The organism is Bacteriovorax sp. PP10, from assembly GCF_035013165.1.
GTDB classification, from domain to species: domain Bacteria; phylum Bdellovibrionota; class Bacteriovoracia; order Bacteriovoracales; family Bacteriovoracaceae; genus Bacteriovorax; species Bacteriovorax antarcticus.
This window is the reverse complement of record NZ_JAYGJQ010000002.1, coordinates 1,328,844-1,354,941: the sequence shown is the minus strand read 5'-3', so window position 1 is coordinate 1,354,941 and position 26,098 is coordinate 1,328,844. Positions and strand designations below refer to the sequence as shown.

General features: G+C 37.8%; 24 protein-coding genes. 9 read left to right on the top strand and 15 right to left on the bottom strand.

All coding sequences use genetic code 11. The annotated features are described in order from the left end of the window. Position 1 precedes the first annotated feature (1 nt). Positions 2 to 835, bottom strand: coding sequence for a PDDEXK family nuclease (locus SHI21_RS16560; RefSeq protein WP_323578015.1), 834 nt, complete (start codon positions 833 to 835; stop codon positions 2 to 4). 187 nt (positions 836 to 1,022) lie between these two features. Between SHI21_RS16560 and SHI21_RS16555 the strand changes: the two genes are divergently transcribed. Next, positions 1,023 to 2,555, top strand: a complete 1,533-nt coding sequence (locus SHI21_RS16555) for a phosphoenolpyruvate carboxykinase (ATP) (protein ID WP_323578014.1) — start codon at positions 1,023 to 1,025, stop codon at positions 2,553 to 2,555. Further along, complete coding sequence (locus tag SHI21_RS16550) at positions 2,524 to 5,124, top strand: cation-translocating P-type ATPase (protein ID WP_323578013.1); 2,601 nt, start codon at positions 2,524 to 2,526, stop codon at positions 5,122 to 5,124. Before SHI21_RS16555 ends, SHI21_RS16550 begins: the two co-directional genes overlap by 32 nt. Here SHI21_RS16550 and SHI21_RS16545 read toward each other — a convergent pair whose 3' ends face one another. After that, positions 5,125 to 5,757, bottom strand: a complete 633-nt coding sequence (locus SHI21_RS16545) for a phosphatase PAP2 family protein (protein ID WP_323578012.1) — start codon at positions 5,755 to 5,757, stop codon at positions 5,125 to 5,127. A 253-nt stretch (positions 5,758 to 6,010) separates the two neighbouring features. Between SHI21_RS16545 and SHI21_RS16540 the strand changes: the two genes are divergently transcribed. Then, positions 6,011 to 6,856, top strand: a complete 846-nt coding sequence (locus SHI21_RS16540) for an alkaline phosphatase family protein (RefSeq protein ID WP_323578011.1) — start codon at positions 6,011 to 6,013, stop codon at positions 6,854 to 6,856. A gap of 5 nt (positions 6,857 to 6,861) precedes the next feature. Here the strand turns inward: SHI21_RS16540 and SHI21_RS16535 are convergent, their stop codons facing one another. Then, positions 6,862 to 7,986 carry a phospholipase D-like domain-containing protein gene (locus SHI21_RS16535; RefSeq protein ID WP_323578009.1) on the bottom strand — a complete coding sequence of 375 codons (1,125 nt, stop codon included), beginning with the start codon at positions 7,984 to 7,986 and terminating at the stop codon, positions 6,862 to 6,864. A 297-nt stretch (positions 7,987 to 8,283) separates the two neighbouring features. On the opposite strand from SHI21_RS16535, the gene SHI21_RS16530 reads away from it, so the two are divergent. Both SHI21_RS16530 and SHI21_RS16525 read left to right on the top strand, forming a co-directional pair. Continuing rightward, entirely contained in the window at positions 8,284 to 9,669 is a 1,386-nt protein-coding gene (locus SHI21_RS16530) for a hypothetical protein (RefSeq protein ID WP_323578008.1), read from the top strand. A gap of 131 nt (positions 9,670 to 9,800) precedes the next feature. Continuing rightward, positions 9,801 to 10,673, top strand: a complete 873-nt coding sequence (locus SHI21_RS16525; protein ID WP_323578007.1) for an endonuclease/exonuclease/phosphatase family protein — start codon at positions 9,801 to 9,803, stop codon at positions 10,671 to 10,673. A 40-nt stretch (positions 10,674 to 10,713) separates the two neighbouring features. Here the strand turns inward: SHI21_RS16525 and SHI21_RS16520 are convergent, their stop codons facing one another. Continuing rightward, positions 10,714 to 12,093, bottom strand: a complete 1,380-nt coding sequence (locus SHI21_RS16520; protein WP_323578005.1) for a C1 family peptidase — start codon at positions 12,091 to 12,093, stop codon at positions 10,714 to 10,716. 247 nt (positions 12,094 to 12,340) lie between these two features. Between SHI21_RS16520 and SHI21_RS16515 the strand changes: the two genes are divergently transcribed. Further along, positions 12,341 to 13,102: a substrate-binding periplasmic protein gene (locus tag SHI21_RS16515; protein WP_323578004.1), complete on the top strand. Its 762-nt coding sequence runs from the start codon at positions 12,341 to 12,343 to the stop codon at positions 13,100 to 13,102. A gap of 2 nt (positions 13,103 to 13,104) precedes the next feature. On the opposite strand, the gene SHI21_RS16510 is transcribed toward SHI21_RS16515, so the two are convergent. The 5 genes from SHI21_RS16510 to SHI21_RS16490 form a co-directional block, all read right to left on the bottom strand. Continuing rightward, entirely contained in the window at positions 13,105 to 14,625 is a 1,521-nt protein-coding gene (locus SHI21_RS16510) for a hypothetical protein (protein WP_323578003.1), read from the bottom strand. 56 nt (positions 14,626 to 14,681) lie between these two features. Next, on the bottom strand, positions 14,682 to 15,641 hold the full coding sequence (locus tag SHI21_RS16505) for a murein L,D-transpeptidase catalytic domain-containing protein (protein ID WP_323578001.1): 960 nt from the start codon (positions 15,639 to 15,641) through the stop codon (positions 14,682 to 14,684). A 25-nt stretch (positions 15,642 to 15,666) separates the two neighbouring features. Next, complete coding sequence (locus SHI21_RS16500) at positions 15,667 to 16,119, bottom strand: hypothetical protein (RefSeq protein ID WP_323578000.1); 453 nt, start codon at positions 16,117 to 16,119, stop codon at positions 15,667 to 15,669. Positions 16,120 to 16,261: 142 nt separating this feature from the next. Next, entirely contained in the window at positions 16,262 to 16,552 is a 291-nt protein-coding gene (locus SHI21_RS16495) for a DUF167 domain-containing protein (protein WP_323577998.1), read from the bottom strand. Further along, positions 16,549 to 17,613 (bottom strand): hypothetical protein, encoded by a 1,065-nt coding sequence (locus tag SHI21_RS16490; RefSeq protein ID WP_323577997.1) that lies wholly within the window; start codon positions 17,611 to 17,613, stop codon positions 16,549 to 16,551. Before SHI21_RS16490 ends, SHI21_RS16495 begins: the two co-directional genes overlap by 4 nt. A gap of 89 nt (positions 17,614 to 17,702) precedes the next feature. Between SHI21_RS16490 and SHI21_RS16485 the strand changes: the two genes are divergently transcribed. Then, positions 17,703 to 19,982, top strand: a complete 2,280-nt coding sequence (locus SHI21_RS16485) for an HzsA-related protein (RefSeq protein ID WP_323577996.1) — start codon at positions 17,703 to 17,705, stop codon at positions 19,980 to 19,982. Positions 19,983 to 20,054: 72 nt separating this feature from the next. Here the strand turns inward: SHI21_RS16485 and SHI21_RS16480 are convergent, their stop codons facing one another. Both SHI21_RS16480 and arsC read right to left on the bottom strand, forming a co-directional pair. Beyond that, entirely contained in the window at positions 20,055 to 21,404 is a 1,350-nt protein-coding gene (locus SHI21_RS16480) for a hypothetical protein (protein WP_323577995.1), read from the bottom strand. Positions 21,405 to 21,565: 161 nt separating this feature from the next. Continuing rightward, on the bottom strand, positions 21,566 to 21,916 hold the full coding sequence (gene arsC / locus SHI21_RS16475) for an arsenate reductase (glutaredoxin) (protein ID WP_323577994.1): 351 nt from the start codon (positions 21,914 to 21,916) through the stop codon (positions 21,566 to 21,568). A 100-nt stretch (positions 21,917 to 22,016) separates the two neighbouring features. Between arsC and SHI21_RS16470 the strand changes: the two genes are divergently transcribed. Then, complete coding sequence (locus SHI21_RS16470) at positions 22,017 to 22,433, top strand: DoxX family protein (protein WP_323577993.1); 417 nt, start codon at positions 22,017 to 22,019, stop codon at positions 22,431 to 22,433. Positions 22,434 to 22,437: 4 nt separating this feature from the next. Here SHI21_RS16470 and SHI21_RS16465 read toward each other — a convergent pair whose 3' ends face one another. Next, a complete protein-coding gene (locus SHI21_RS16465; RefSeq protein WP_323577991.1) occupies positions 22,438 to 23,010 on the bottom strand; it encodes a helix-turn-helix domain-containing protein in 573 nt (190 codons plus the stop codon). A gap of 113 nt (positions 23,011 to 23,123) precedes the next feature. Between SHI21_RS16465 and SHI21_RS16460 the strand changes: the two genes are divergently transcribed. Next, positions 23,124 to 23,702: a superoxide dismutase gene (locus SHI21_RS16460; protein ID WP_323577989.1), complete on the top strand. Its 579-nt coding sequence runs from the start codon at positions 23,124 to 23,126 to the stop codon at positions 23,700 to 23,702. Positions 23,703 to 23,706: 4 nt separating this feature from the next. Here SHI21_RS16460 and SHI21_RS16455 read toward each other — a convergent pair whose 3' ends face one another. The 3 genes from SHI21_RS16455 to SHI21_RS16445 form a co-directional block, all read right to left on the bottom strand. After that, a complete protein-coding gene (locus SHI21_RS16455; RefSeq protein ID WP_323577987.1) occupies positions 23,707 to 24,900 on the bottom strand; it encodes a hypothetical protein in 1,194 nt (397 codons plus the stop codon). Continuing rightward, positions 24,900 to 25,715 carry a hypothetical protein gene (locus tag SHI21_RS16450; RefSeq protein WP_323577986.1) on the bottom strand — a complete coding sequence of 272 codons (816 nt, stop codon included), beginning with the start codon at positions 25,713 to 25,715 and terminating at the stop codon, positions 24,900 to 24,902. Before SHI21_RS16450 ends, SHI21_RS16455 begins: the two co-directional genes overlap by 1 nt. A 117-nt stretch (positions 25,716 to 25,832) precedes the next feature. Then, entirely contained in the window at positions 25,833 to 26,051 is a 219-nt protein-coding gene (locus SHI21_RS16445; protein ID WP_323577985.1) for a hypothetical protein, read from the bottom strand. Positions 26,052 to 26,098: the final 47 nt, after the last annotated feature.

Below are 26,098 nucleotides of genomic sequence, written 5' to 3'. Positions count from 1 at the left end.
TTCATTCCATTAATTTATTGATATCTGTATATAAATTTCTAATTTCTTCATCGCTCATTCCTATCTTCTTAAGAATTGCTCTTTTATCTAAAAGATCTGAGCACAAAATTAATTTTTCTCTAATAAGCTCCTGACAATATATTTTTTTTAATCTTTTTAAAGACGTAATCGGATATAGTTTATGCTTTTTGATTTTATCAAGAAATGATTCATCTTCAGGTGCATTGACCCCTAAAAGTTTTAAACCAATTCCATTAGAATAAATCAGAGCATCTCCTGTAAAAGATGTATTCGTGGCAACATAAAACTCTCTTAAGTATTTACCATCTGGCCCCTTTTTCAAGTCATCCCATCTGGATTTTACATAGAGAACTATTTTTATATCATTCTTAGTTCGAACCATATTATGAAATTTGCATTCAACACAAACCATATAATTATTTTTTACAGCGACGACATCAACTTCATGCTTAACAAACTGTCCCTGTAAAGTTGTTCCAACATATGTTTTATAACCGATACACTCAAAATATCTCGCTACAAATAATTCAAATATAAATCCAGTTGGACCAAGCTCTAAAATTGCTTTTTTTAAAGAATAATGAACGGCCGCAATGACCGATGTTTTCTTAATAAGTTTAAATGTTTCATTATAAATATCTTTAGTTCTTATCCCTGGGTGTATTTTATCTGCGACGGCCTTGGAAATTTGATTACAATACATTGAATCAAGACCTGTTCTCCTAAGCGATTTGTTAAATTTTCTCATTGAAAAACGCTCAATATCACCGTTTGACTTGATAACATTAGAGCTTTGCATTTTTTTTATTTTCATTCTATTGATCCATTTCTTTTAATCCCAGTTAACTATATGCCTAACTTATTCTTAAAAACATGGGCCATATCAGCACTAAAAAACCTTCTTGAGGTAAAATTAATTTATATGATGATAAAGATCATGCAAGTCTCGTTTCTAGTACGCTAGGATTTATTTGGGTTACATTAATGTCAGTGGAGATAATATGCTTGATAGTTTAAATTTTGGTCTATCTGAGTCGGCAAAAATTAAACTCAATCTTCCCGAGGCCATGCTAGTCGAATACTCTCTACAGCAAGATTCTGAAAATAAATTAAGCAAAGATGGCGCTTTAGTAATAAAGACCGGAAATTTTACCGGTAGAGCGGCCAATGACAAATATGTTGTCCTTGAACCCTATTCTGAAAAAGTCATAGACTGGAAAAATAACATTCGTAAGATGACAAATGAAGATTTTAATTCTATCAAACTTGAAATGCTTGAAAAATTTAATCAGGGAATCCGTTTAACCTTTGTAACAACTAAAAGTGCATCTGCTGATCCAGCTTATGCGCTAGAAGTAATCCTAATTACCCCATCAGCTGCACATGCTCTTTTTTGCACTAATATCTTTAGAAATGAGCAATTTGACTACCCTCTAGGGAGTTTTACAATTTACCATGACCCCGATTTTCTAGTAGATAATACTAAATACCCAGTAAGATCCACAACGGTTATAGCTATCAATTTTTCCACAAAAGAAATTATCATAGCTGGTACTGGCTATGCTGGAGAAATTAAAAAATCAATATTCTCTGTATTAAACACTTTATTGCCTGAACTTAATGTCCTTCCCATGCATACTGGTGCAAACCAGACATATGACGGAGAAACCTCTTTATTTTTTGGATTGTCAGGGACTGGCAAAACGACTCTCTCCACAGATATTGGACTTAACATCATTGGCGACGATGAGCATGGTCTATCAGAGTCAGGAATTTTTAATTTCGAAGGTGGCTGTTATGCTAAAACTTATGGCCTGAATTTAGAAAATGAGCCCGAGATTTTTAAAGCTTCTAATCGATTTAAAACTTTACTTGAAAATGTAGTCCTGGACGAATTAACTAGAAAACCATTATTCAAAGATAAAAGCATAACTGAAAATGGCAGGTCTACATACTCTCTTAAAGCTCTTGAAAATTGCTCGATAGATTCCAGAGGCCCCTTACCGTCTAATATTTTTTTTCTTAGTGCAGATGCCCTTGGTGTTTTACCCGCTATCAGCTTACTAACTTCAGAACAGGCAATTTTTTATTTTCTGACTGGTTACACGGCCAAACTAGCTGGAACAGAGATCGGACTTAAAGAAATTGAAGTTGCGTTTTCACATTGTTTTGGTGCTCCTTTTATGATGAGACGAGCACAGGAATATGCTGACTTATTAAAAATATTCTTAGAAAAAAATCCCATTAAAGTCTGGTTAGTCAACACTGGCTGGTATGGGGGCCCTTATGGAAAAGGTACGCGCTACCCACTTGAGCTGACTAGAAACTGTATTCGATCAATCCAAAAAGGCGTTAAGGATAATAATTTTCAGCTGAATGAAATATTTAATCTCCAAACTCCAATAGAACTCGACAACGTAGACCCTGTATACCTAAGCGCTGAACAACTATGGAGTGATAAATTTGAGTACAACAAAGCTGCTTTATCCCTAAAACACAAATTTGAAGAAAACTATAAAAAGTTTTCAATTTGATTTAAATGATTATGAAATGAAAAATCAAAGCAACGATCTTCCATTTGATTTAAAATCAGCGAAAGATTTTCTTTCTAAAGGCGGATTAACGACTTCTGAAGTGTTGGCACTTAAAAAAATTCACGGTAAAAATGAACTCCGCTCTCAAAAACCCAAAAGAATTTACAACTATCTTTTAGAACTCTTCAAAGACCCCATGGTCTATCTGCTGTTCATTTGTGGTTGTATATACTTTTTTCTGGGTGATCACAGTGAAGCGGCCATGCTTTTGGCTTTCTTTTTTTTAATTATCATAATTACGATCTTCCAAGAGAAAAAAACAGGAAATGCGATTGAGGCCCTGAAATCAATTTCAAATCCCAGAGCTTTGACATTAAGAGATGGTCAACAAAAGCGCATTGCGGGTACCGATATCGTCCCAGGTGATATCGTCTATTTAAATGAAGGCGATTATATCCCAGCTGATTCTCACCTCATTAGCTCTATCAATGTTGAAGTTGACGAATCAATCCTTACCGGGGAATCAGTTCCTGTAAAAAAAGAAGTTGCCGAAGAATTATTATCAGGTACAACGATTGTAAATGGGCATGCAATTGCGATTGTTCATTCAATTGGTCAAAATACCTTCCTGGGAAGAATTGGCAAAATTATTGACAAAGATGAATCTAACCATTCCAGATTGGAGATAGAAACCAGTCTACTGGTTAAAAAGCTCTCTTTTATAGCTTTAGGACTCTGTGCACTTGTTATTATAATTTACTCATTAAGTAATCATGACTGGATAAAAGGGCCACTCCTGGGCATCTCACTTGCGATGGCGATACTTCCTAATGAATTACCTGCAGTCCTAACCATTTACTTTGCTATGGCCGCATGGAGGCTTTCAAAATATAAAGTTTTAACAAGAAAAATCTCATCCATTGAAAACCTTGGCTCAATCAATGTCCTGTGTGTAGATAAAACTGGTACACTGACAATGAATAAAATGGCCATACAAAAAATATACTCAAATGATCAAACTATAGACCTATCCGAACATCTTGAAACTCAATTGCCAGAAATCTTCCATGAAGTTTTAGAGTATGGAATACTTGCCAGTCGCAAAGACCCCTTCGATCCGATGGAAATTGCTTTTTCATCTACTGGTAATAAATATTTAAAAGACACTGAACATTTACACCATGACTGGGATCTTGAAAAAGAATACCCCCTAACAACCCAACTGCTTTCCGTCACTCATGCGTGGAAGGGGAAAGATAGCAATGGATTTGTTATTGGAGTCAAAGGTTCTCCTGAGGCAATAATCGATTTATGCCATATGAATGAAGGAGACAAAAATAAAATACAAAAACTCTCCGACGATATGGCCTCAAATGGTTTAAGAATTTTGGGGGTGGCAAAATCCTATACACCTGATAAAAAACTTCCAGCGATTCAACATGATTTTGAATTTAAATTTCTAGGACTAGTAGGTATTGCAGACCCTATAAGGCCAGGTATCAAAGAATCAATTGCAGAATGCAAAAATGCCGGGATAAGAGTCGTCATGCTCACTGGAGACCATCCAGTGACCGCTAAGAGCATTGCCAGACAAATTGGTCTTCATGACCCGGATAACGTTATAACAGGTGTCCAGCTGGATAAAATCCCAGACACTGAGCTATGTGAACTAATAAAAAATGTTTCTGTCTTTTCCAGAATCATGCCAGAGCAAAAGTTAAGATTAGTGGAGATATTTAAAAAGAATAAAGATATCGTTGCGATGACTGGTGACGGAGTGAACGATGCACCAGCACTTCGTAGTGCGCACATTGGAATTGCGATGGGTGAAAAAGGGACCGACGTGGCCCGGGAAGCCTCTGATATCGTATTACTTAATGATGATTTTTCTTCAATTGTTGAATCAATAAAATGCGGACGAAAAGTTTATCTAAATATAAAAAATGCTCTTATTTATCTTTTTTCAATACATATACCAATTGCAGGAATGTCTGTACTCCCCGTCATTTTTAATCTCCCCCTTGTCTTACTTCCAGCCCATATTGCATTTCTACATTTAATCATTGAGCCCGCCTCTTCAATTGCATTTGAAGGCGATGATCCTCCATTCGATATAATGAAACAGGCCCCAAGACCTTCTGATGAAATTTTATTTAATTTCGATTTATGGTATGCAAGTTTTATGAAAGGAACGATTTTATTTCTATCACTCGCGGTTGTTTATTTAATTTCATTATGGAGGCATCAAGGCGAAGCCGATGCAAGAACTTTAGTTATGACAACACTGATACTATCTAATACATTCTTAATCTTTTTAAATAGAGGACCTAATGTTTCTATCTTGAATAATTTGACAAAAAAACCAAACAAAATTGTCATCTGGATAATTATCACTTCGCTCTTACTGCTTATTGCTGCCCTTTATATTCCTTCGGCAAGAACCCTGCTCAGTTTCTCATTTATGCACCCAATAGATATTGCCATCTGTATATTAGCAACACTTGTCTCTGTTGGAATCAGTGAACTGAGCATATTTATCTTTGCAAGAAAAAAGTTAGTCAACCAATGATTACTTCTTACCTAATTTTTCCAGTTCTCTTTTAAATTTTGAATCTGAAAGATACTCATCTGCAAGAAGATCACCTAACTTCTTTCCTGCGATAATATCACTTGGATGATGGACTCCACCGATCACTCTGTTAAGTGCGGCCTGATCACCAAGCTCTTGAAAAACATCTGCTCTTTCTGGATAAATAACCGCAAGCAGTCTTGCATACAATCTCGCCAGAGTTGTATGTCCACTTGGATAAGATGTACTTTTTTCTAATTCGATACAAGGCTTAATTTCGGGATGAGAAAGATAAGGTCTTGGTCTTTTAAATTCTCTTTTCGTAAAATAGATCTCTACTCCAGATTTAATTGTAACTAGCCTCAATTTCTTTTTTACTTTTTTAATTTCAGCATCACTTAAAGATCCACCAAACAAAGTTTCTAAGTTTGCTGATGCCTGAAGATCAGCGGCATCACAATCGGCCTGTGTCCTGTGCTCTTGAAAATAAAGCATCTGCTCAATCTCTTCTTTTGCTTCCACAGACCCTTTGGCCGGGTATGGCCCAATAGCATCCCCCGCATCCAGGAAATCATACTGAGCATAAGCAGTATTAAATAGACTCAAAAAAATCATCAAACTAACTAGTTTCATCATCACTCCTTCCATGGATTGTTATTATAAAAATAACATAGTTCTGAATGGATATTTGGATCATGCGGAACTTCTGACAATCTCTTTGCAGAAACATTAGAAAAGCTAAGACTTAGCTAATACAGGAGGAGTTTAGATGGGTTTCATAGGGGAAAATTTTGCAGGGTCATTACAATTTTGCAATAAGCTGGAATTCCCATTGTCAGGTCAGACGATTCTCACTAAGTTAGGCGCATTAACCTAGGGAGAAAATATGAAACAATATTTCGCATCTTTTTTAACATTGATCATTGTGAGCTCATCGCTATCAGCACAGACGGTATCAACCGGAGATCACTTCAAAAAAGTTGTCTGGGTTGTTTTTGAAAATATGGATTATGAAAAGGCACTGGCACAAGCTGACTTCAGCGCACTCACTAAAAACTCTGTGCTACTAACAAATCTAACTGCAGAAGCGCATCCTTCACAAGGTAACTACATTGCAATGATTGCAGGATCTAAACTCAATGTTACCAACGATAGTGTTGTTAACCTGCAAGACACTCACGTTGGTGACCTGCTGGAAAAAGCGCATATGAAATGGAAAGTTTATGCTGAAAATTATCCTGGTAAATGTTTTATCGGAAAATCTTCAGGACCGTATGCTCGCAGGCACGTGCCTTTCATGAGCTTTCTTGATGTCACACAAGACTCCGCTAGATGTTTGAATATCGAAGATGAAACAAATTTCTTTTCTGACTATAATAGTGGAGGCCTGCCAGAGTTTTCGATGTACATACCTAATGTGAAGAATGACGGTCATGACACTGGCGTAGATTTCGCTGGTAAATGGTTAAATAAAACATTTGGCTCGCTTATCTCAAATCCAAGTAAACTAGGTGACGTCCTTTTCATTATTACGTTTGATGAAAGTGGAGGCACTTCAAAGACTAATCAGGTTTACACTGTTCTTGTAGGGGCAAAAATAAAGGCCGGAACACAAAATACCCAGCCCATGAATCATACGGCCTTGTTAAAAATGATTGAAGATGAGTTTGGTATTGGCAATCTTGGAAGAGAAGATGCAAAAGCACCAGTGATTGAAGGCATTTGGAAATAAGATTTTTAAGGTGTCTGTGGTGGAGTCGGCTTCCAGCTCGCTTTCTGACAATCTTCGGCCGTGACCTGCTCTGGAGATAAAGAATTCCCCCAATCGTGGTCAAAGACTTGAGAAATCTTTTTAGAATTTTCAAAGTCCGTTGTAATAATCCCGAGCTCTCTTGCTTTCATTAATGAGTTGAAAGAAAAATTTTCAGAACCTATAAAGAAAGATTCATTATCTACTAAGATCATTTTGGCGTGAATATAGGGATGATCAGCATCAGGTGCCGCTTGAGACACTTTATTTTCAATGTTGTTGTCTTGAAGCTGCTTAATGAAAGGTCTATTTCTCATTGCGTTTCCAACAATACATCCCGGAGTGAGAACTTTAATAGTGATGCCTGCTTTAGACTGGTCAATTAAGGCCTTAAGAATTTCAGTGCTGCCTAAATTTTCTACCATCACTTTAATATCAACTTTAGCAGACGAGATTAATGTGACTAGCTTAGGAAGTGAGTTGATAGGACTCCATACCAGCCTTTCCTGACTGAGTTCCGGCGTCACTCCACCTTCTGTATCTGCATTTTCCCAATCGGCCTGAAAAACAGCATTCACTTCCTGGATGACATTTTTATCATGAGTAATCAGACCAAAATCTCTGGTTGTCGCCAGAGTGGTCACCAGATTGATCGTAGAAATTAAAACGGTTTTATTATCGACCACAAAACTCTTTTGGTGAGTGATGGAAAAAAACTTTGAACTGGGTTTTACCTGAATATTATTTTGAATTAAATTATTAACGATTTTTTTTGCAGTCGATGAACCAGTAAGAACCCCATTGTCTAAAATCACTCTGATGTGAACTCCAGTATTAGCAGATTCAATAAGAGCACTGACCACTGACCTGTTTGATAAATGGTAATTGGATAAATCAATCGTATGTCTGGCAGATTTAATCGCTTCAATGATCGGGCGGTCGAGTTCTTCTGGAATGACAATTAACTGGTCGCCGCTTTTCTCTTCGACATCATCTTGATCCATAACCTGCTTATTAGTGACTGAACCAATAAGATTAACAGGTTTGGTGCATCCACTGATGGCAAGAAGAGTGACAATGAAAAAGATCGCGAACTTTGGATTAAATTTCATTCAAGAGGCCCTTTTAAATTATAGGAAATTTAAACCATATAATTTTATAAAAGGCCTAAGAAACTATGAGATGTAAGACAATCTGATTTTTTTGATGAAAATTTGGAAATTAGCAGCACTTCTAAAATAATATTTTTATTATCTATTTAAAGGCCTCGTAAAATTGAGATCAAAACAATAACTTACCTTGAATATCCGATCTTTTTGATCCAGGGAAGTTTTTTTCAACCATTGTGATTTATGAGTCAATTGATATCCTTTATGAAGTTGATCAAACCAAAAAAGGGGCCCGCGATTATGCTTCACAAAAGACAATTAATTTTTTCACTCATCCTGCTCGCGATCACGACAGCTTGCTCTACGGGGCCTAGTAATACCAGTGTTAATGCTCCACAAGTTGATACCTCAACAGTCCGTACGGTTGCCAGTTCAAACGCTGGTATCGAGTACCCTGCTGCTGCGACTTTTGATTTAAGAACCAATCTTGGTAAAACTTATACCAGCTTTTTAAAAGCTAAAATTAAACCCACTCTTGATAAACTAAGTGACTCATCAAATGGTGGCGGCGGCGGCTTTGATAATATCGGGGCAAATGCTTTCCTAACACAATCTGAACATCTGGATCTCAAAACTCTTCGCAGCTATAAAGGAGCGAAATGGAATCGCACGAAAAAAGCTTATGAAGGTGGATTGGAAAATCATGAAATCGAAAAAGTTTACAACACTCTAAAAAAGATCAAGCCTCGCTCGACTGTCGACTCGCTGACTTATTTTCAACGTGAAGATAAAACATGGTACACAAAAAACGATATGTCCCTGGCGCTTAAAGAAGCAAAAATCAACGCTGCTCCATTTGACCTGGCCACACTCTACGCTCTTACTGGCGGGATTGGTGTAAAGGTTAAGCTTGATGATAACAACTACAACTACCACGTACTTTATAAAACAGGTAAAACGAAGCCTCATGAAGAAGTTATGAGCGGAAGAAGTTTTGCTTCCTCTCCTGCTCATGGTGCGGCCGATGCAACGGACCCGGAATACTTAAGAGACCTAAGAAAATATCTGCTTGCAACAAAAGACTTAAAGCCATTCTACCGCGCGATTATTCTGGCACTGGCCAACAGCGACACTTCTGGATGGGCGCAAGTTTCAGATTTTGGACAATCAGTTCTTTCGGATTTCTTCACGGTCTATACAGCTGAAGCTGACCGTCACTTGATGGTTAATCTTCAACAAGGAAATCACCCTTGGGAAATTGACCTTGCTGCTGTGACTTTCATTTCTGCGGTTAGTGCAAAAACCAGCAAAGTTGTGACTGGTGGAGTTCAAATCGAAAGTGACTTGAATGGATGGTTTGCTCCGAGCCCTAACAATAAACCAGATGGGCCACAAAGAAGTGGAATTGGTATCACACGCAAAGACCGCCAAAAATTACAAAGAGCAATCCACACTTATGAAATGGGAACTCCTGATGGAAAACGCTTAATCGCAGATATTCAGGCCATCGTTGGAACGAGAAATAAAAATGATGTTATTCAAGATGTATTTGAATACCTAAGCAGCAACTCTACTCCTGAAACGATGGGCGCAAAGGCCAACACACTTGCAGATTTAATGGCCCGCTTTGTTGAAGCTTCTCACAATGACGCAGAAGAAATTTTAAAGCTTATCCCCGTTCAATAATTAAATTGGCCGCATCCAAATGTTAGGATGCGGTTAATTTTTCTTTCCAACTCTCACATCTCATTTTTATATTTGACTCATCTAAAAGATGTATGTTCTCCTTGTCCTACAATAATTAAGGAGTCACGGATATGATACCTTTGAGAACATGCATCGTTCTGATACTTATGTTTTTTATTTCTGGCATTGAAGCTAAGGAAACAAAAACCACTTTTACCATTACTAGTTTCAATATTAAATTTTACGCTTATCACGAAGATGAAAGGCGCGATCCATACCTTCAAGACTTCTTAAAAAAATCTATTCCTGCTTCAGACCTGATTGTGTTTGAAGAAATTGTTAACACTTCAAAAATTAAAAATATCCTTCCCGCAAACTGGGAATGCTTAAGTTACGAAGCTCCTTATGAAGGCCACCAGCACGTTGTAATTTGCCACTCTGACAGATTTAAATTTGTAAGAGAGCCAAGTGATGATAACGACATTATTGATGAAGTAGCGGGCGCTAAAGGAAGTCTCAGACCGGCAGTGACGGCAATCGTGACTGACAAAGAAGGAAAAGCATTATTCAGACTTGTAGGAGTGCACTTAAAAGCATCTCCAGAGTACAGTAAAACGAGACTTGATCAGGCCGCAATCATTGCTGATTACTTAAAGAAAGTTCACTCTAATCTTCCTGTGGTTATCGCCGGTGACTTTAATACGTATTTTAGTCCTTTAAATAAAGAAACTGAAAACGATAAAGACCTTATCCTGAAGGCCTTCAATCAAGGTCAATTGAATGTTAAATTATTAAGTAACGACCTCTTCACTTTCAGAAGCAGCTACGGACAAGGTCAGTTTGATCACTTCTTCGTTAGTGATTCGATGAAAGCGACGAAGCCTGTAAAGATTTTTGAAATGTGTAATGCTGAAAGTACAACAGGTGAAGGGCTACTAAATCTTGCTTACTACAATGAACATATCTCTGATCATTGCCCGGTTAGCGCAGAAATTACTCTTTAAAATAAAAAGGCCCTCTTATTTCTAAGAGGGCCAAAACCGTTTAGTTATAATTAAATGGATGGAAATATCTTTTAAGCACTTTATATTTTTGGTCATCCGTATACATATAAAGTGAAGTCCTGAAATAAAGTCTTGAGCTCTTTTTTACTGAAGTGGATGTCATTAAGTTTGTAGCGGCCACATAAGTTTCGCCTTCGTCAAAAGACCATGTTTTATCTAGCGTTTTTAAGTCGGCAAAAATGAATGTGCCGTTTGAAACTCCCCAGACATCATATAACTTATGATCTTCATCACTCATCTCAAAGTATTCTGTATTTTTATCGTTAATCTCCCCTGTTACACCAGGAGCGACTTCCATTAATGACGATCCGTACTTGATCGTATTAGCGCCACTATTTCTAATCAGGGCCGATGTTTTAATTGTTACAGATTGATCTTTTTCTTCTTTTGAAGAAACCTTGAAGTTCTCCAGCTCCAGATAATTTTTTGCATGATCAGCTGGCAGTGTAATATCTGATTTAAGAGTCACTATAGTCACTGCTAACTCTGCATTTCTGTCGATCACATCAAATGGGATTTCTCCATAACCATCTTTACCCCATTTTTTATTCCAGCTATTTCTGAAGAAAAAAACTTTTTTGGGGATATCATAACCAGTTAAGACAATAACGTGTGTTCCACACTTACTTCCATCATTAATACATTCTTGTTTTAATTCTTGAGTATATGAAACTGTCCCATCATCTTTCCATCCTTTGGCATTGACTGGAACGACAATGGCCATTGGCTTCTTATTCAAGGCAAGAGATCCAATAATGTCAGTGGTCGTAATCTCTGAGTTATATTCAAGTTCAAAATTTTCACCTGAGATCTTTTTTGCCAGAATGTCTTCGGGGGGTGAATTATGTGAATAACATTCTGATGGAGCTTTATTATCCATTTTAACATCAATACATGGTGCTTTTATCCCAAACCATAATGGCTGATAAGGCCAGTCACGCTCTAGAAGAAAGCCTGCTTTATTATCGATCGCCTGAAAAAGACTCTGCTCCGGCCATGCACCTTCGCCTGTGGCCTTACGCTTTGATTTAAGGGCATAATTTAAATACTCTTCCGAAAGATTAACTTCTACATTCATTTTGCTTTTAATAGCAGATTCAACAAGTGATATTCCTGCAAAGAAAGAGCATGTCCCTCTTTCATCCTGATCTTTTACCGGTGTCATCATATCTTTCAGGTCAACCGTCTCAGGAAGTTGTTTTATTTTTTCGTAGTCTAATGTACTTGGATTTTCAACAGCGTAATAATTATCAAGCTTATACGCCTCACTCATTTGTTTTGGAGCAGAGCTCTTCTTACCACCACAACCGGTAATAATTAAAACTGACAGTAATAAAGATACATTCAAACCATGTCTCATTATCAAGCTCCTAAATAAACTTATTTAGAGCTTTAAAAGCAATATTCTCTCCAACAAAGACTCTTTTCATATTGAGGTCTTGAGAGCAAAGGAGTGAATGAATTTTTCATGGGTGTCTAAAATTTAGACAAAAAAAATCAAAGTAGTTAGGTGGTCAAACTCATAAACTTATTAGAATCTTTTATTGGATATGACCCCATTCTTCACTAGAATAAAGGTTTATATAAAACGGGATTAGTAGTTAAGAATGACGAGAACTTTTAAAAATATTTTTCTTATACTGGTGCTTTTATTACTGACCTTATTTCCAGTTGTAAACTCTACTGAAAAAATGACTTTTGCCTCTCCTGAAAATCTCCCACCTAAAGTTTTCATGGAAAATGGTCTACTGCGCGGAACATATATCGACATTATTACTGCCGTCTGCAAACGCATGAAAATTGAGCCTGTCTTTGTTCAATACCCATGGCCGCGTGCTGTCTCCATGGTTAAAAATGGAAAAGTCGATGCCATCTTCCCTCCACTCAAAACGCGCGAGCGCGAAGAGTTTCTTTACTTTCCCACAGAACCCCTAAGCCAGACCCGCAATGTGATCTTTGCCCGCAAGGCAAGAAATATCAAAATCAAAAAAATGAGTGATCTACAAAATTATATTGTAGGAATCAACGACCAATACTCTTATGGGCCTTTGTTTGACAATTACAAAAGCAACCTCAAAGTTGATATAAGCCGCACAGAAGAAATGCAAATCAACAAGCTGACTCACCAAGGCCAGATCCGAATGGACGTCGCAGCGGCCTCAGAAGAGGCCTTTAAATTCATAAGTACCAAGCTAGGGCACTCGAAGGACTTAGAAATCGTTTACGTCTTATCTGAGACTCCCTCTTACGTGGCCTTCTCTAAGGCCCGCCCCGATCATAAAAAGTTCGCTCAGGAATTCTCAAAGACCTTAAGGCAACTTCGCAAAGAAGGTGTTATTCAGGACATTAATGATCGTTACTTTAAATAAGATTAGAATTTCGTTTCGAATTGATAAAGGACACTCGCCCCTTCTTTTTCACTTTTTCCGAGTGATAAGACCATGGAAGTGTTTTCATTGATTTTCTTTTGTAAATTGACTTTGACAGCTGAACCCTCTGTATCTGATCTTGTAAATCCTGTACTTAAACGCAAAGACTTCTCAGGATCGAGATTGGCACCAACATTCACTCCAACACTTCTTTCATTATAAATACTTTGTTCATAACTAAAACCAGCAGAGCTTAAATAATTCTGGTCAAAAACATCCACCGAGTATTTTTTTGAGCCATCGCGTCCCACTTCAACGTCAGCGCCCACTGAGCCTTCACCCACTTTATACTTATTTCCTACACCCACAGATGAAACACCTTTATCATCAACATAAGTTCTGACTTTAATATACTCATTATTGTGATCGGTGATCCCCATTCTGACAGACTGTTTATTAGTCACACCATCTGAGAGATCTTCACTCACTGTCTCAGTTGTATTACCAACACTCGTTCCAAGTTTTAATTTTGAATCTGAAGATAAGTCGAAATCGTAATTAACAACGGCATCTACTGTTTTTTTACCGTCGGTAATATTCTCACCTTCAATGATTAAATACTTATTACCACTTTTATCCAGAACACTTACGTTGGTCCCTTGTTTATTGAAACCAAATTCTGTTTTATTTCTTAAATCCAGGTCATCACTAATTGAATATTTTGTTCCCATTGAACCAAAACCAATATCTGTAGGTAAAACAAAGTGCTCAGTTTTCACCGTTGGTGTGAGATCAATATAATTGTCGCCTCTGGAATTCATTTTTTTAAACTGGGCCTCTCCCATTGTTGGAAGATTTAATCCATTGTCATATTTGTAATATTTTATAATTGATTTCCCATCAGGCATGATAACAACTTCAACGACATTGTCAGCTTCATTTCCTTCACCTTTATAAAAGTAATGAACTTCTTTTCCTTTGCCTTCATAGAGCTGAACACTATTGACATCAGGAAGGGCCAGGGCCTGCTCGGCGGCCAGTGAAAGAGATCCTCTTTCATAACTTTTCTTTTCACTTGGGAGCATTGGATTGTAGGTTTTACAAGTTACATTGTTATCTTCATCAGTCGATTTAACAGTGTAGTATAAAAATTTTAACTTCGTCAGCGCGACCATCTTTTCGTTAGCATTCTGAACGGAAGTATCTTTGGTTTTTTCAACAATCTGATTTACCTGAAGAACAAGATCCAGGTATTTTGGGCAGCTTGCGCAGGGTTTGGCATCAACATCCTCCTGGTAATATAATTTTGCTCTTGAACTTTCTGTTGATTCCAGTTCTTTTTGCGCCTCAAAAGCAGCTGTCACTTTTGATGAAAAATCACTGACATTAGAGTCTGATGAAGTTGTATCAATTTTTGAATACAATTTATCGTACGTATCATTTTTACGTAAACGATTCGTTAACGCTGTTTCAGCGAAGACAGATGTTGAAAAAATGATTAGCGCAACGATTAAACTTTTCACTTTATTCTAATCGGTTCTTTTTTATAATAACTGAGCAAACTTACTTTATTTAAGGACTACTTCTTCATGAGTCCTTCATCACCACAATATGAAGCCCCTCTGGACTTTTCTTCTGCTGAATAGTTGTAATAAAGGCTTCCACCTTTTGAATTTGAAGGTGTCTTAATTTTATTTATAATATCGCTGGCGTAATTTTCCGAAAGCATCGTACAACCTTGGCTTAAAGAAAATGGTCCTTCTGACCTGATCGCTCCTGAAACATTCGGATCATCTGATGAAGCTGACTCCTCCGGCATTTTAGGAAATGGGTGCATAATAATCGCTCTTGAAAACGATTTATCATTAACCCCTTGCTGAAGACCGTGAAGTTTCATTGAAAACTTCCAGCGTGGATCAGATGATCCTTCTCTTCTGGTTCCAGTAATAAAAAATCCACGAGGAGAAGCATTACTTCCATCTACGTTTGATACACCTTCGGCCATCATGTCACTTTCAGGTACACCTTTTTTTCCGCCATATCCATGAGCAGAAAAATAAGTATTCACTTTTCCGGTTTCCATATCAATTACAAACATGCGTGACTTAGACATTGTTACGTTTAAATCGTTGATCGTAATGTAGCGTTGGTTATCGATACTAATCCCACCAGAACGGCTTGGATCCCCTGCTGCTTTAAATTTGACTCCTTTATTTTTATCAAAAAAACAAAGAGACTGCTCTAATGCAATCGGGTCACCACCAAGTTTGGTGTAGTTTTCCATAATCTTTTCTCTCATCGATGAAGCACCATCGTCAGAAGCAGCACCCGTAAGGATCGGCTCTTCCGGCATTGTCGGTGGTTCAGGCGGTGGAGTGTTGGCAATAGCTCTTCCGACATTTTGATCAGTACACTGACGCTCTGGCGGAGTTACATAACTATTCACTTCTTTTTTGATATCTAAGTGAAGAAATCGCAGAAGCGACTGCCACCCTGAAGAAAAAGAAATTTCTGCATGCACAGGGGCTGAGAAACTCATAAGAATAAGGATCAAATAAAAAAACTTATTTAACTGCTTTATCATTTTTTACCTCTCTCGCTCCCGTACCATCTACTTCTGTCACTACAGTCTCCTCATGACAGAATTCATGAGCTGTATTTCCTGAATATAATTGCAGATCCAATGATTTAACTTGAATTTTTTGTTTTTTGATTTCAGCGATTAAGTCAAAATCACTTCCTCTATTCTTTTTTATTGGAATTTCTAATTTAAAAAGAACGATATTATCGGCCGACTTTAAAACCAGTAATGCTTTAGTGAAAGCTTCCTTCGCTCTGATTTCAAAAGCAGTCAGATTCCCCGAAACTTCAGACCATGTATCAAGAATGGGTGAAGAGACTTCCCCTTTCTCACCATACTTTCCAATGATATTTACTTTTTGTGCTGAACATTTTGGAATTTCTGCAAACCCCACACATGGCAGCAAACCAATAGCTAAAATTAAAAGTGTCTTCACAATTGTCCCCAAGTTTTAAATCAAACCTTTATTACCAGTCTTTATCGGTTCAAGATTGGTAAAATTAAATAAAATTAGATTTCGATCACTGAGCGGGATTGTCGGTTTTATAAGTAGACGTATATAGTGTTTTTGGAGTGTTTTACTCTGGAATAATTTTCATCACAGCACTCAGTTCCATATCGATGAGTACATCTTTTTGTCTGGACGTGTGCCCTCTAAAAATTTCCACTTTGCTTTTACTGATCCCAAGACTTTTGGCCAAAAAAGTAATGACTTCAGCATTGGCCTCCCCATCTTGTGGTTGGGCCTTGATTTTAAGTTTAAGTCTTGGAGGGACGCCGTAGAGGCCCACAAATTCATTTTTACTGGCCCCTGGCTGAACATAAATTTTAAGAACTGTTTTTGATTCACTGGCCGAGAGATAACTCACTTTTTAAGTCCCAAACGAGTGTAAACTTCTGCCGGAACATCCGCTGCATCTTTATACATGGTCCATCCACAAGGTTTATTTTCATCGGCCTGAAACTCTACAACAAGTTTAGGATAACCGAACATCTCGATAGATTTTTTTTCATTTAAAGCACAATGAGAGCAATAGAGATTCACTTCACCACATTTATTCCAACCCAGTTGGTGTTTCTCCTGAAGATTAACAACATCATCTTTCAACCTTCTTCTTAAGGCCCCACCACTTCCGCATGGATCAAAAATTAAGCGGATCTTTTTATCGTCTTCAACAATTTGAGTCTGGCCTCCACGGCCTGCACCTGAAAAGTGAAAGCGCAAATGTTCGGCCAGAAAAGCTGCGAGGTCAGTTGGCGTCAGTATTTTTGTCAGCTCCCACATTCCATTCCACATCGGATTGCGTGCAATGCTTCCATTGCAAACACTAAGAGCGATTTCTTCACCACTCTCTTGTAAAACTGTCGTTGGGTAAGAGTATGAGAAAGTGATTAAAGCATCATGGTAAATTAATACCTGGTGATGGTAATTAATAACGAGATGAAGTGCTTTTGATTCATCATTTGCTTTTAAGGCCTGACATGTTTTATTGAATGTTATTTCCATTTCACCCAAAATTTTTGCGGCATTTTGTGAATGTAAGTTTTCTTCAGAAAAATAATTTTTAACTTGAACTAAAATATTTTGATCATCTTTATTTCGATAAGAGTCCCTCAGTAAGTCAATCAGAGTTTGGTAATCAGTAATCGCTTTTTTTCTTAGTAATTTTTCGTTTTCGACACTTGTCAGTTCTGCATAGAATTTAGGCATTGAAAGAAAAGATTCCATTAAAAGTTGAATCATCCCAGTATTTTGAGTGTAGAAAAAATTAAAATACTCAAGCGCCTTATCCCACTGATGAGAAACAATTTGATTTCTTAAAACTTCAAAATCCGGCACATTTAATTTCGTGATATCTCCCATTCTCATGAGACCACCAGTTCCAAAAAAAGTTTCCAATCTTTCGTCACCCTTAAAATAATTACTCATTAGTATCCTTTCTAAATATATTCTGCCACGCATCCTGCCTTTTCATCGTGAAGGAGTTCCTCTATAAAAAACATTGCATGATACACAAAATGATAACACATTCATGGTTTTTTATTTTCATAATTTTCACAGCTTGTAGTGGACCCGACAGCTCTGAAACTACCGGCCCCAAAATTGGTAACGTCATTTATCCCATCATCATTACCAGCAACCCTATTGTCTTTGTCACCACAGTTCCAGTGGTCAGCATGCAAGGACAGTTAAATGCTTTTGGTAATCATGGTACATCCATTGTCGACTCTATCCCCGGAGGCGATTTATATATCCGTTACCCAAGTGGCGCTTTAAAAAATCTTACAGAATCTGCAGGATACGGAGTTAAGAGTAGCGGCATACAGGAAGGAAAAAAGCCTATTGCGGTCAGGCAGCCTACTGTCCACTGGAGTGGAAATAAAGTTATTTTTTCTATGCTCGTCGGTGGCCCCAAAGAGCGCTTTGATAGAGCAGCTGAAAGGCGCTGGCAAATTTATGAGGCCTTCGGGCTTGGTGAAAACGATGTCGTGACGATTAGAAAAATTCCTTATCAGTCTTCAAAGTATAATAACTTCTCACCGGTCTACGGCGCTAACGACGATATCTTTTTTGTTTCAGATGCTCCGTTATACGACATGAAACACACCTACCCTCAACTCGATGAGTATGAGTCAACTCCTACCAATACGGGAATCTGGAAGATTGACCTTAATGCTAAAAAGGTCTCGATGATTCAACATGCACCAAGCGGGTCATTTGATTTATATGTCGATAGTTTTGGAAGAATTCTTTTTACTAAATGGGATCACTTAAAACGTGACCAGCAGGCCGATGCTGATCGCTATGATAACGGTAAATATAAGGCCTTTGATTTTCCAAATGAAAATCCTGATGCAAAACAAACGAGCTTCCCCGAGTTTGATGAAAATGGAAAACTCATTGCAGATAAAAATGGCGTGCTCTATGAATTGTTTCCTGAAGCAAGATCAATCAAAGATCCAACTAAAGATCCCAATGAATCCATCAATAACTTAAACCAGTTTTTTGTCTGGCAGATTAATGAAGATGGCTCCGAAGAAGAAACAATGAATCACGTCGGCCGTCATGAGTTCGGTGGATCTTATATGCCGCCGGTTTTTTTAGATGACCCTAACTTAACTGATCGCCTTCCCCTGTATAGTGCCAATATAAAAATGCGTGAAACTTTTGCAGGCAATGCCGGAATCTTCCAGTTAAAAGAAGATATCGATAATCCTGGAACTTATATGGGAACTTATGCCATGGAGTTTGGGCGTGAGACTGCTGGAAGAATTGTTGAGTTCAATCTTCCTCCTGGAAAAAATCCAGAGACAGTTGTGATGACAGATTATACCAATCCAACTCTTGATTATTATCCGGATCGCACGACAGAAAAACTTCCAAGCATGACTGGTCATTATAGAAATCCACTCAGATTAACTGATCGAACAATTCTGGTGAGCCACACTCCGGAGTATCGTTTGAATGAAGACGATTCAATAGACCCTGGAACCACTAGACCCAGATACATCTTCCAATTAAAAAAATTAATACCTAACCCTCTTGGTGCAGACATGATTGCCGGTGCGCCTTTTACGGGTGGAATCGTTAAACACATCCGCTGGTGGACTGATGCCGAAAAACCAAAAGAGTACTTAGGGCCTTTAAATGAAGTTGATGCGGTCGAGCTTCGTCCACGTCCGCGTCCAATTGCTAAGATGATGGCGACTAATCCTATTGAGAAATCAGTACTGGATGAAGAAGGTGTCGATGAGCAGGAATTAAAAAAATGGATGATGGAGAAAAAACTCGCTTTGATTGTTTCAAGAAATGTCACCATGAGAGACCGCGCTGATGTTAGTCAGCCTTTTAATTTACGCATTCCAGGCGGGACACAAAACGTTCCTACCGGTGGAAAAATTTATGACATTTCAAAGCTGCAATTTTTTCAAGGTGAACTAACCAGAAGCTATTTAAAACAATCCGGACGCAGAGTTTATTCTCGTCCCGTAAGAAATACTTTAACTCATCCTGATATTGAAAAATTTTATACTGATAAAGGAAATGTTGAATTAGGTCTCGATGGTTCCATGGCCGCTTTTGTTCCGGCCGGAAGGGCCTTAAGCTGGCAGCTGGTTGATCCTGATGGGAAAGCAGTAGTAAGAGAGCGGGTCTGGGTTAGTTTTGCTCCAGGAGAGATTAGAACCTGTGCCAGCTGCCATGGAATTAACTCTGTTACACATAATAATCTTCCGGAACCAATCAACAAACCAGAAGCTCTTCGAAATCTTATTAAGAACTGGAAAAATTTAAAATAAAAAGGGCCGCTTTACAGCGGCCCTTCTTTTTGGTCATTACTGACATCACGAGACCTTTCGGCCCGGGGGTAATTAATCTACCTCTGCTTCAACAGTTGTCGATGTCGATAACTCTCCTAACTTTGGAAGGAGAAGGTCGCCAACGTCGCTATAATCCATTTTTAACTTTAAGCTTACAGTGTGAGTCTTATTGAATAGTCCACCTAATTTTGGCGCTCCTAGGCTTTCCAGATCTACATCTACTCTTGTCACTGTTCCATCAAACTTCGCTGTGAACTGAGCTGGTTTTAAAACTTTGTTAAACTTCGACTCATCTTTTTTAGCAATGCTTACTGCAAGTGTTGATCTTGCTTTATCGAATTTTCCGTTAACTACAAATGATAGTGAACGTTTATTCAGGTCTACATTTGTAATTCCTTTTGAGCTTACGCTGAAAAGATCTGCTTTATTATATAGAGCAACTTTGTAGATAGCTTTGATTGTGTTGATGTCACCTTGAAGGGCATTCTTCACATCTCTTTTTACGAAAGCAACTGCATTACTTCCTGCTTCTTCTTTACCTACGATTTCCATTTCACCATTTTCGCTTAATCCAACTCTAAAAGTTGAAGCAGCATCAGCTGATTTAGCATCAAAAAGAACCTGAACGTTTGCCTGGTGAGTTCTTAGTGTTACTACGTATGGAACTTGAACATCTTTTTTACATGCATATGGTATTTGGTTATAAAGAGTTTCATCTTTACATTCATTAACTGAGTAAGGAACTTGCTCACAAACCTGTTGAGCTGGAATCCACTCACACTGTTGACGAGGACGGCTCTCACACACTTGGTGTGGACGGTTTACCTGGTTGCATACCTGACGAGAAGGTCCATCTGAACACTCTCTTTCTTCGTAAGGAACTTGTCTGCATTCTTGTCTACTTGGAGTACCTGAACACACTTCTCTTGGTGGAATTTTTTCACACTTATTCTCTCCATTTGGAGCGCGGTGACACTCAACTCTTCCTGGTTCTGTACGACATTGTTGTCCTCCACCAGTTTGCGAGCACTCTTGTCTGTAACGAACAACTACGCGGCAGCTTTGTGGTCCTCTTTCATAGTGGCATTCATTTTCATAACTATTTTCAGTACGACAAACTTGATCGTAGACTGTACGACAGTCCTGACGTCCTGGTTCTGTACGGCATTGTTGACGGTAACGAGTCACATCTCTACACACATTTTCAATATAAGGCTCTTGACGATAGCAAGTAGCATCCTGAGTTTCTGTTTTGTAACGAGTTTCTTTTAACCAGTTTTCTAAATCAAAAATTTCTTCTCTTTGATTTTCGAACTTAAATGACTTTGATGTTTCTGCTCCAGCGATGTTTAATAATGACATTATTAAAATCGCAAGCAGCATGTGTGCTTTTGATACCATTTCGTCCCCCTTTGACTACTTTTTAGTTTTGGCAGGAGTATCATACGCAATTGGTATGCCATTCATTTTTGAGTTTTTAAACGCGTCAAGTGAATGGAATAATGTAAACAAAAAATTAATCTCAGAATGTAGTAATGGCCCCAGTGCTAGAGTGGCACCAGCTAAATAAGATCGAGCACAAGTTCCGGGGGTCTTCCGATCACGGCCCTATCGCCATTAATAAAGATAGGTCTTTCAAGTAAAATAGGATTTTCCATTAACACTTTAATCCACTCTTTATTTGATAATTTTTTATCCGCAAGCTTCAAGTCTTTATAAGTTTCATCTTTACTACGCACCATTTGCTCGTAAGGAATTCCTAAAAGCTTTGGCAGGTGTGAAAGTAATTTTTCTTTAAGTCCATCTTTTACATAATCAATAGTATCAAATTCGATACCACGCTCTTCTAAAATTTCTTTTGCGCCTCTTGATTTTGAACAACGTGGATTGTGAATGAGTAGAGCTTTTTGCATTTCTTATTTCCTGAAATCAAGTTAACCTTATTACTAAATTATTTTATCAAAAATTCTTTGATATTGATCAAAAAAAATTCACCCCCCACAGGAGTCATCAGTGATTAAGAAGCTAATGTTTAAAACAACTCAAGAAAATTCACTTTTCAACGAAGCAACAATAACAGCTCTAAGAGTTGTCGCGGGTCTTTTACTGGCAGTCCTTCATGGTAGCGGAAAAGTTCCACCAAGTGCAGATTTAATCGCTGGAGTGACAGGCCTTGGTTTCCCTGCTCCCTCTTTATTTGCATGGCTTGCGGGTCTTGCTGAATTAGTAGGAGGAGTTTTCCTTGCCGTTGGTTTCTTAACTCGCCCAAGTGCATTTGTAATTGCTTTTACAATGTTAGTTGCAGTGTTTGGAGCACATGCTGCTGACCCAGTTAATGTGAAAGAGCTTGGTCTAATCTATCTGGTGATCTCTTTAGTCTTCCTTGCTCGTGGAGCTGGAAGATGGTCTATTGATAGATTCATTAAATAATTTTTTATACGCTGATAGGATTGAGCACTACGATGCTCATTCCTATCGCATTTGATCTGCCTTTATTGATATAACTGTGATTGGCCTCACCTGGAAATGCTAAAACATCCCCTTTTTTGACCACGTACGAATTCCCTAAAACATTCACCATCATCTCACCTTGAATGCAATGAAAGTATTCTTTCGTTCCCGATGAATGAGGTGTCCCTTTCATTTGTGCATCTGGTTCGATTTCAATACGGTCAATTTCCATATTAGGAAGTGAGTCGGGCAGAAGTTTATAAATTTGCACGGCCCCCTGACTTCTTACCTGAACAGGAATTTCAGATGCAGGAATAAATTTACAGACAACTTCTTGAGGAGTTAGAAGATTATCAATAGGAATGTGCAAAGCTGATGAAAGTCTTGCGAGATTGGTTAATGAAGGATTACCTAATCCTGATTCAAGATTGGCAATAGTTGACCTGGGCAATCCTACTAACTTCGCAAGTGCTTCTTGCGTGAGTCCGCGTCGTTGCCTTAACTCCATTAAATTATGTGCCAGATTATGCGAAAGTATCTCAAACTCTTTGTCCATATAATATCTTCCTTGTTATTATCTTAGCAAAGATCTAATAATTTAACAATTGAGTGAAAGCATTCAATTGATCAGTTACCTTAGAGCTAACCAAAGTTCACAAGGAGAAATCAATGACTTTTACACTACCAGAATTACCATTCGCAAAAGACGCTCTTGTCCCACATATGTCACAAGAAACTCTAGAGTACCACCACGGTAAACACCATAATGCTTACGTTAATAATTTAAACAATCTCATCAAGGGAACAAAACATGAAAATATGTCTCTTGAAGAAATCATCCTAAGCTCTGAAGGGCCGATTTTTAATAACTCTGCTCAGATCTGGAACCATACATTCTTCTGGAACTCACTAAGCCCTAAAGGCGGCGGAGAGGCCACTGGTGCTGCTCTAGAAGCAATCACTAAAGAATGGGGAAGCTTTGAAAAGTTTAAAGAAGAGTTCACAAAATCAGCAGTCGCAAATTTTGGTGCTGGATGGACTTGGCTTGTAAAAAATAAAGATGGGAAACTTGCTATCGTTAATACAAGCAATGCTCAGACTCCGCTTACAACGGGTGCCACTCCTCTTTTAACAGTTGATGTGTGGGAGCACGCTTACTACATTGACTATAGAAATGAGCGTCCTAAATTTATCAATGGATTTTGGGCGTTAGCAAACTGGGATTTCGTAAATAAAAATTTAAAATAAAAAATTAATGTCGCCCTTTAATAATTTTATTGACGTCATTTCCAGAGGCATTACAGTTCTTATCATTTCTACATTTGTCGCGAAGGTTGCTGATTTGCTCCATTGTGTTTGTATTTTCAGAATGAGCAAGCGCAACCTTCCCTACTTTTAGAGGGATCACTGGTAATTTAGTTTTAGGGTCTATCAACTTATTATCGCCCATTTCACGGACGAGAGTTCCATCTTTTTTGATAATCATTTTGAGATTACAGTTTTGGCTCATAGACGCTACAAATGTATTGTCTCTTAAACATAAATAGCGCTCTCCTGTTTCGGCCCTGACTCCTGAAGCACTTACCAGTAAAACGTGAGCGTCTGTTCTATCATCACTAAGATTGTAAACGATGGATGGAGATAAATTATTTTTTAATCTAAATTCAATATCATCATACATTTTATTAAGTTCATCTTTTTCTGGTGTTTTAGCACTTGCGACCATTGCTAGTCCCTGTGAGCTCATGGCATTTTCCGACCAAAGATCTTTAACTGAATCTTCTAAAAGATCTTTTACTTCCGGGTCCTCAGAAAATTCTTTTAAGTTGGCAAATCCTGGAATATCTACGACTTCATTATTATTTATGCGATTAATGATGCCTTTATAAAATCTGATTCTGTTAGAATCCTGACCAGCAGTTGTAAATTGTTTGGATTTTTTTGGCGAGAAAGAGGCCATGCGATTAAATCGCTGAGTAAGAAGTGAAATCCCCCAACAGTAGCCCTTATAAGTCAGCCCGCTTGAAAACTTATTATTGTAATTAGTAAAAGATAACGTATCTTCCGGTGCATCCAGCTCTTTTACAGGTTTAAAAATACTAAAGTCATTAGGGCATAATTTTTCACAACTACAAGACTTCGCATCACATGTTCCCCATGGAGAACATGAACAAAGCTTATCTTTAATTTGAGACATATTTTTGGTATTCGTACTTAAAATAGGATCAATACTTCTCACAGGAACACATGTAGGAGTTACTGATTCGAAAGACTCTTTTGAATGCATTTTACTTTTCATTTCGCTATAAGCTTCATCACCACTTGATGACGAAGTAAATTTTCCCGAAACAATATTTGAAAATGCCCCAGTGATCGTCGTTCCCAACTGTGATTCACAAGCAGAAAAAAGTAAAAGCATTGCGATCAGAAGAAGATTTCTATTCATTATTTCATCTCCTTTACAAGTTCCAGCATGTAGGACTTATCAGGAGCTTCTTCAGTAAAATACTTTTCAGCACGCTTAAGTCTTTCAGGATTAAATTTTGATGTATTCACGTAATCGTTTAATAGGCCGCAAATGAGAATGCTATAGGTGTAAGCATTCGGGTACTTTTTATACTCCTCATTACACGCAAGAACTTTCGTCTTATTGAGTTTTACATTGAGTAAGTCATAAATGATAGTTTCTAGATTTGTATTATCAGGGCCGCCCATTCTCTCAGGGTTTAGTTTACTTAAAGCTTCAGCATATTGCTTGCTCTTCACCAATTCAATCAAATTGGCCTCACTGACAAATTGTCCATAGAACCCCTTAACGGCTTCTTTACTTTTACCAGTTAAATGCCCTTCAATGGCCTGCAGATAATACTGAGTGCTCTCAGAAGAATAATCAGGATTCATTTTAAAATATTGAACAGCTTCCGCATAAGCGGTCTGCAATTCTTTTTTATCTTTTGATAAAAGAGCGATGGCCATTAAATTAATATAGGCTTCACTTTTATTTTCTCTAACTTCAATGGTCTTAGCAGATTGATAATACTTTTTAGATTTATCAAAAAAGCGGTATTGATAAAATTCTCTTCCTGCAAGTAAGTTGGCGATTAGCTTTTTTTTGTTATCAAGTTTGTTTGATAGAAGTTCACGATCGACTTGCTCTTCAATGGCCTTCAATTGTTCTGGTGTAATAAGTTTTGATTGAGGTCCCGACTGAGCATGGCCTGCTGTACATATAAACAAAAGAGAGAGAAATAATGATTTCATACGTATCCATTTTTAGCTTTATAATCTATCTAGAATTATAAGGCCTAAATGGATTATTTAATAGAGTTGCAACGCGAGAAATACCCGACATCGCAACTCTGCTATAATCTCAAATACTTACTTCTTAGCTGCTTTTTTCTTTTTCTTAGCTGGTGCCTTCGTTTCAGTTGGCGCTGGAGTCTCTGTCTTACTGCTTTCTAAATAATTAGACTTTTCCCCTGGAGCAAGACCAGCGTCTGGAGCGTCTGGTGTTTTGTATTTTTCAGTAGCGTTTTCGATTGATGAACAAGAAGTTGCGATAAGAACAACCATTAATAATCCTAATAACTTTTTCATATAATCCCCTTCTAAAAAGTTATTAAAAGCATAATCCATTTTAATAA

Bases quoted from the DNA above. Each gene is read 5' to 3' on its own strand.
- SHI21_RS16560 (WP_323578015.1), bottom strand. From the start codon at position 835: ATGAAAATAAAAAAAATGCAAAGCTCTAATGTTATCAAGTCAAACGGT.
- SHI21_RS16555 (WP_323578014.1), top strand. From the start codon at position 1,023: ATGCTTGATAGTTTAAATTTTGGTCTATCTGAGTCGGCAAAAATTAAA.
- SHI21_RS16545 (WP_323578012.1), bottom strand. From the start codon at position 5,757: ATGAAACTAGTTAGTTTGATGATTTTTTTGAGTCTATTTAATACTGCT.
- SHI21_RS16540 (WP_323578011.1), top strand. From the start codon at position 6,011: ATGAAACAATATTTCGCATCTTTTTTAACATTGATCATTGTGAGCTCA.
- SHI21_RS16535 (WP_323578009.1), bottom strand. From the start codon at position 7,986: ATGAAATTTAATCCAAAGTTCGCGATCTTTTTCATTGTCACTCTTCTT.
- SHI21_RS16530 (WP_323578008.1), top strand. From the start codon at position 8,284: ATGCTTCACAAAAGACAATTAATTTTTTCACTCATCCTGCTCGCGATC.
- SHI21_RS16525 (WP_323578007.1), top strand. From the start codon at position 9,801: ATGATACCTTTGAGAACATGCATCGTTCTGATACTTATGTTTTTTATT.
- SHI21_RS16520 (WP_323578005.1), bottom strand. From the start codon at position 12,093: ATGAGACATGGTTTGAATGTATCTTTATTACTGTCAGTTTTAATTATT.
- SHI21_RS16515 (WP_323578004.1), top strand. From the start codon at position 12,341: ATGACGAGAACTTTTAAAAATATTTTTCTTATACTGGTGCTTTTATTA.
- SHI21_RS16505 (WP_323578001.1), bottom strand. From the start codon at position 15,641: ATGAGTTTCTCAGCCCCTGTGCATGCAGAAATTTCTTTTTCTTCAGGG.
- SHI21_RS16490 (WP_323577997.1), bottom strand. From the start codon at position 17,613: ATGAGTAATTATTTTAAGGGTGACGAAAGATTGGAAACTTTTTTTGGA.
- SHI21_RS16485 (WP_323577996.1), top strand. From the start codon at position 17,703: ATGATAACACATTCATGGTTTTTTATTTTCATAATTTTCACAGCTTGT.
- SHI21_RS16480 (WP_323577995.1), bottom strand. From the start codon at position 21,404: ATGGTATCAAAAGCACACATGCTGCTTGCGATTTTAATAATGTCATTA.
- arsC (WP_323577994.1), bottom strand. From the start codon at position 21,916: ATGCAAAAAGCTCTACTCATTCACAATCCACGTTGTTCAAAATCAAGA.
- SHI21_RS16465 (WP_323577991.1), bottom strand. From the start codon at position 23,010: ATGGACAAAGAGTTTGAGATACTTTCGCATAATCTGGCACATAATTTA.
- SHI21_RS16460 (WP_323577989.1), top strand. From the start codon at position 23,124: ATGACTTTTACACTACCAGAATTACCATTCGCAAAAGACGCTCTTGTC.
- SHI21_RS16455 (WP_323577987.1), bottom strand. From the start codon at position 24,900: ATGAATAGAAATCTTCTTCTGATCGCAATGCTTTTACTTTTTTCTGCT.
- SHI21_RS16450 (WP_323577986.1), bottom strand. From the start codon at position 25,715: ATGAAATCATTATTTCTCTCTCTTTTGTTTATATGTACAGCAGGCCAT.
- SHI21_RS16445 (WP_323577985.1), bottom strand. From the start codon at position 26,051: ATGAAAAAGTTATTAGGATTATTAATGGTTGTTCTTATCGCAACTTCT.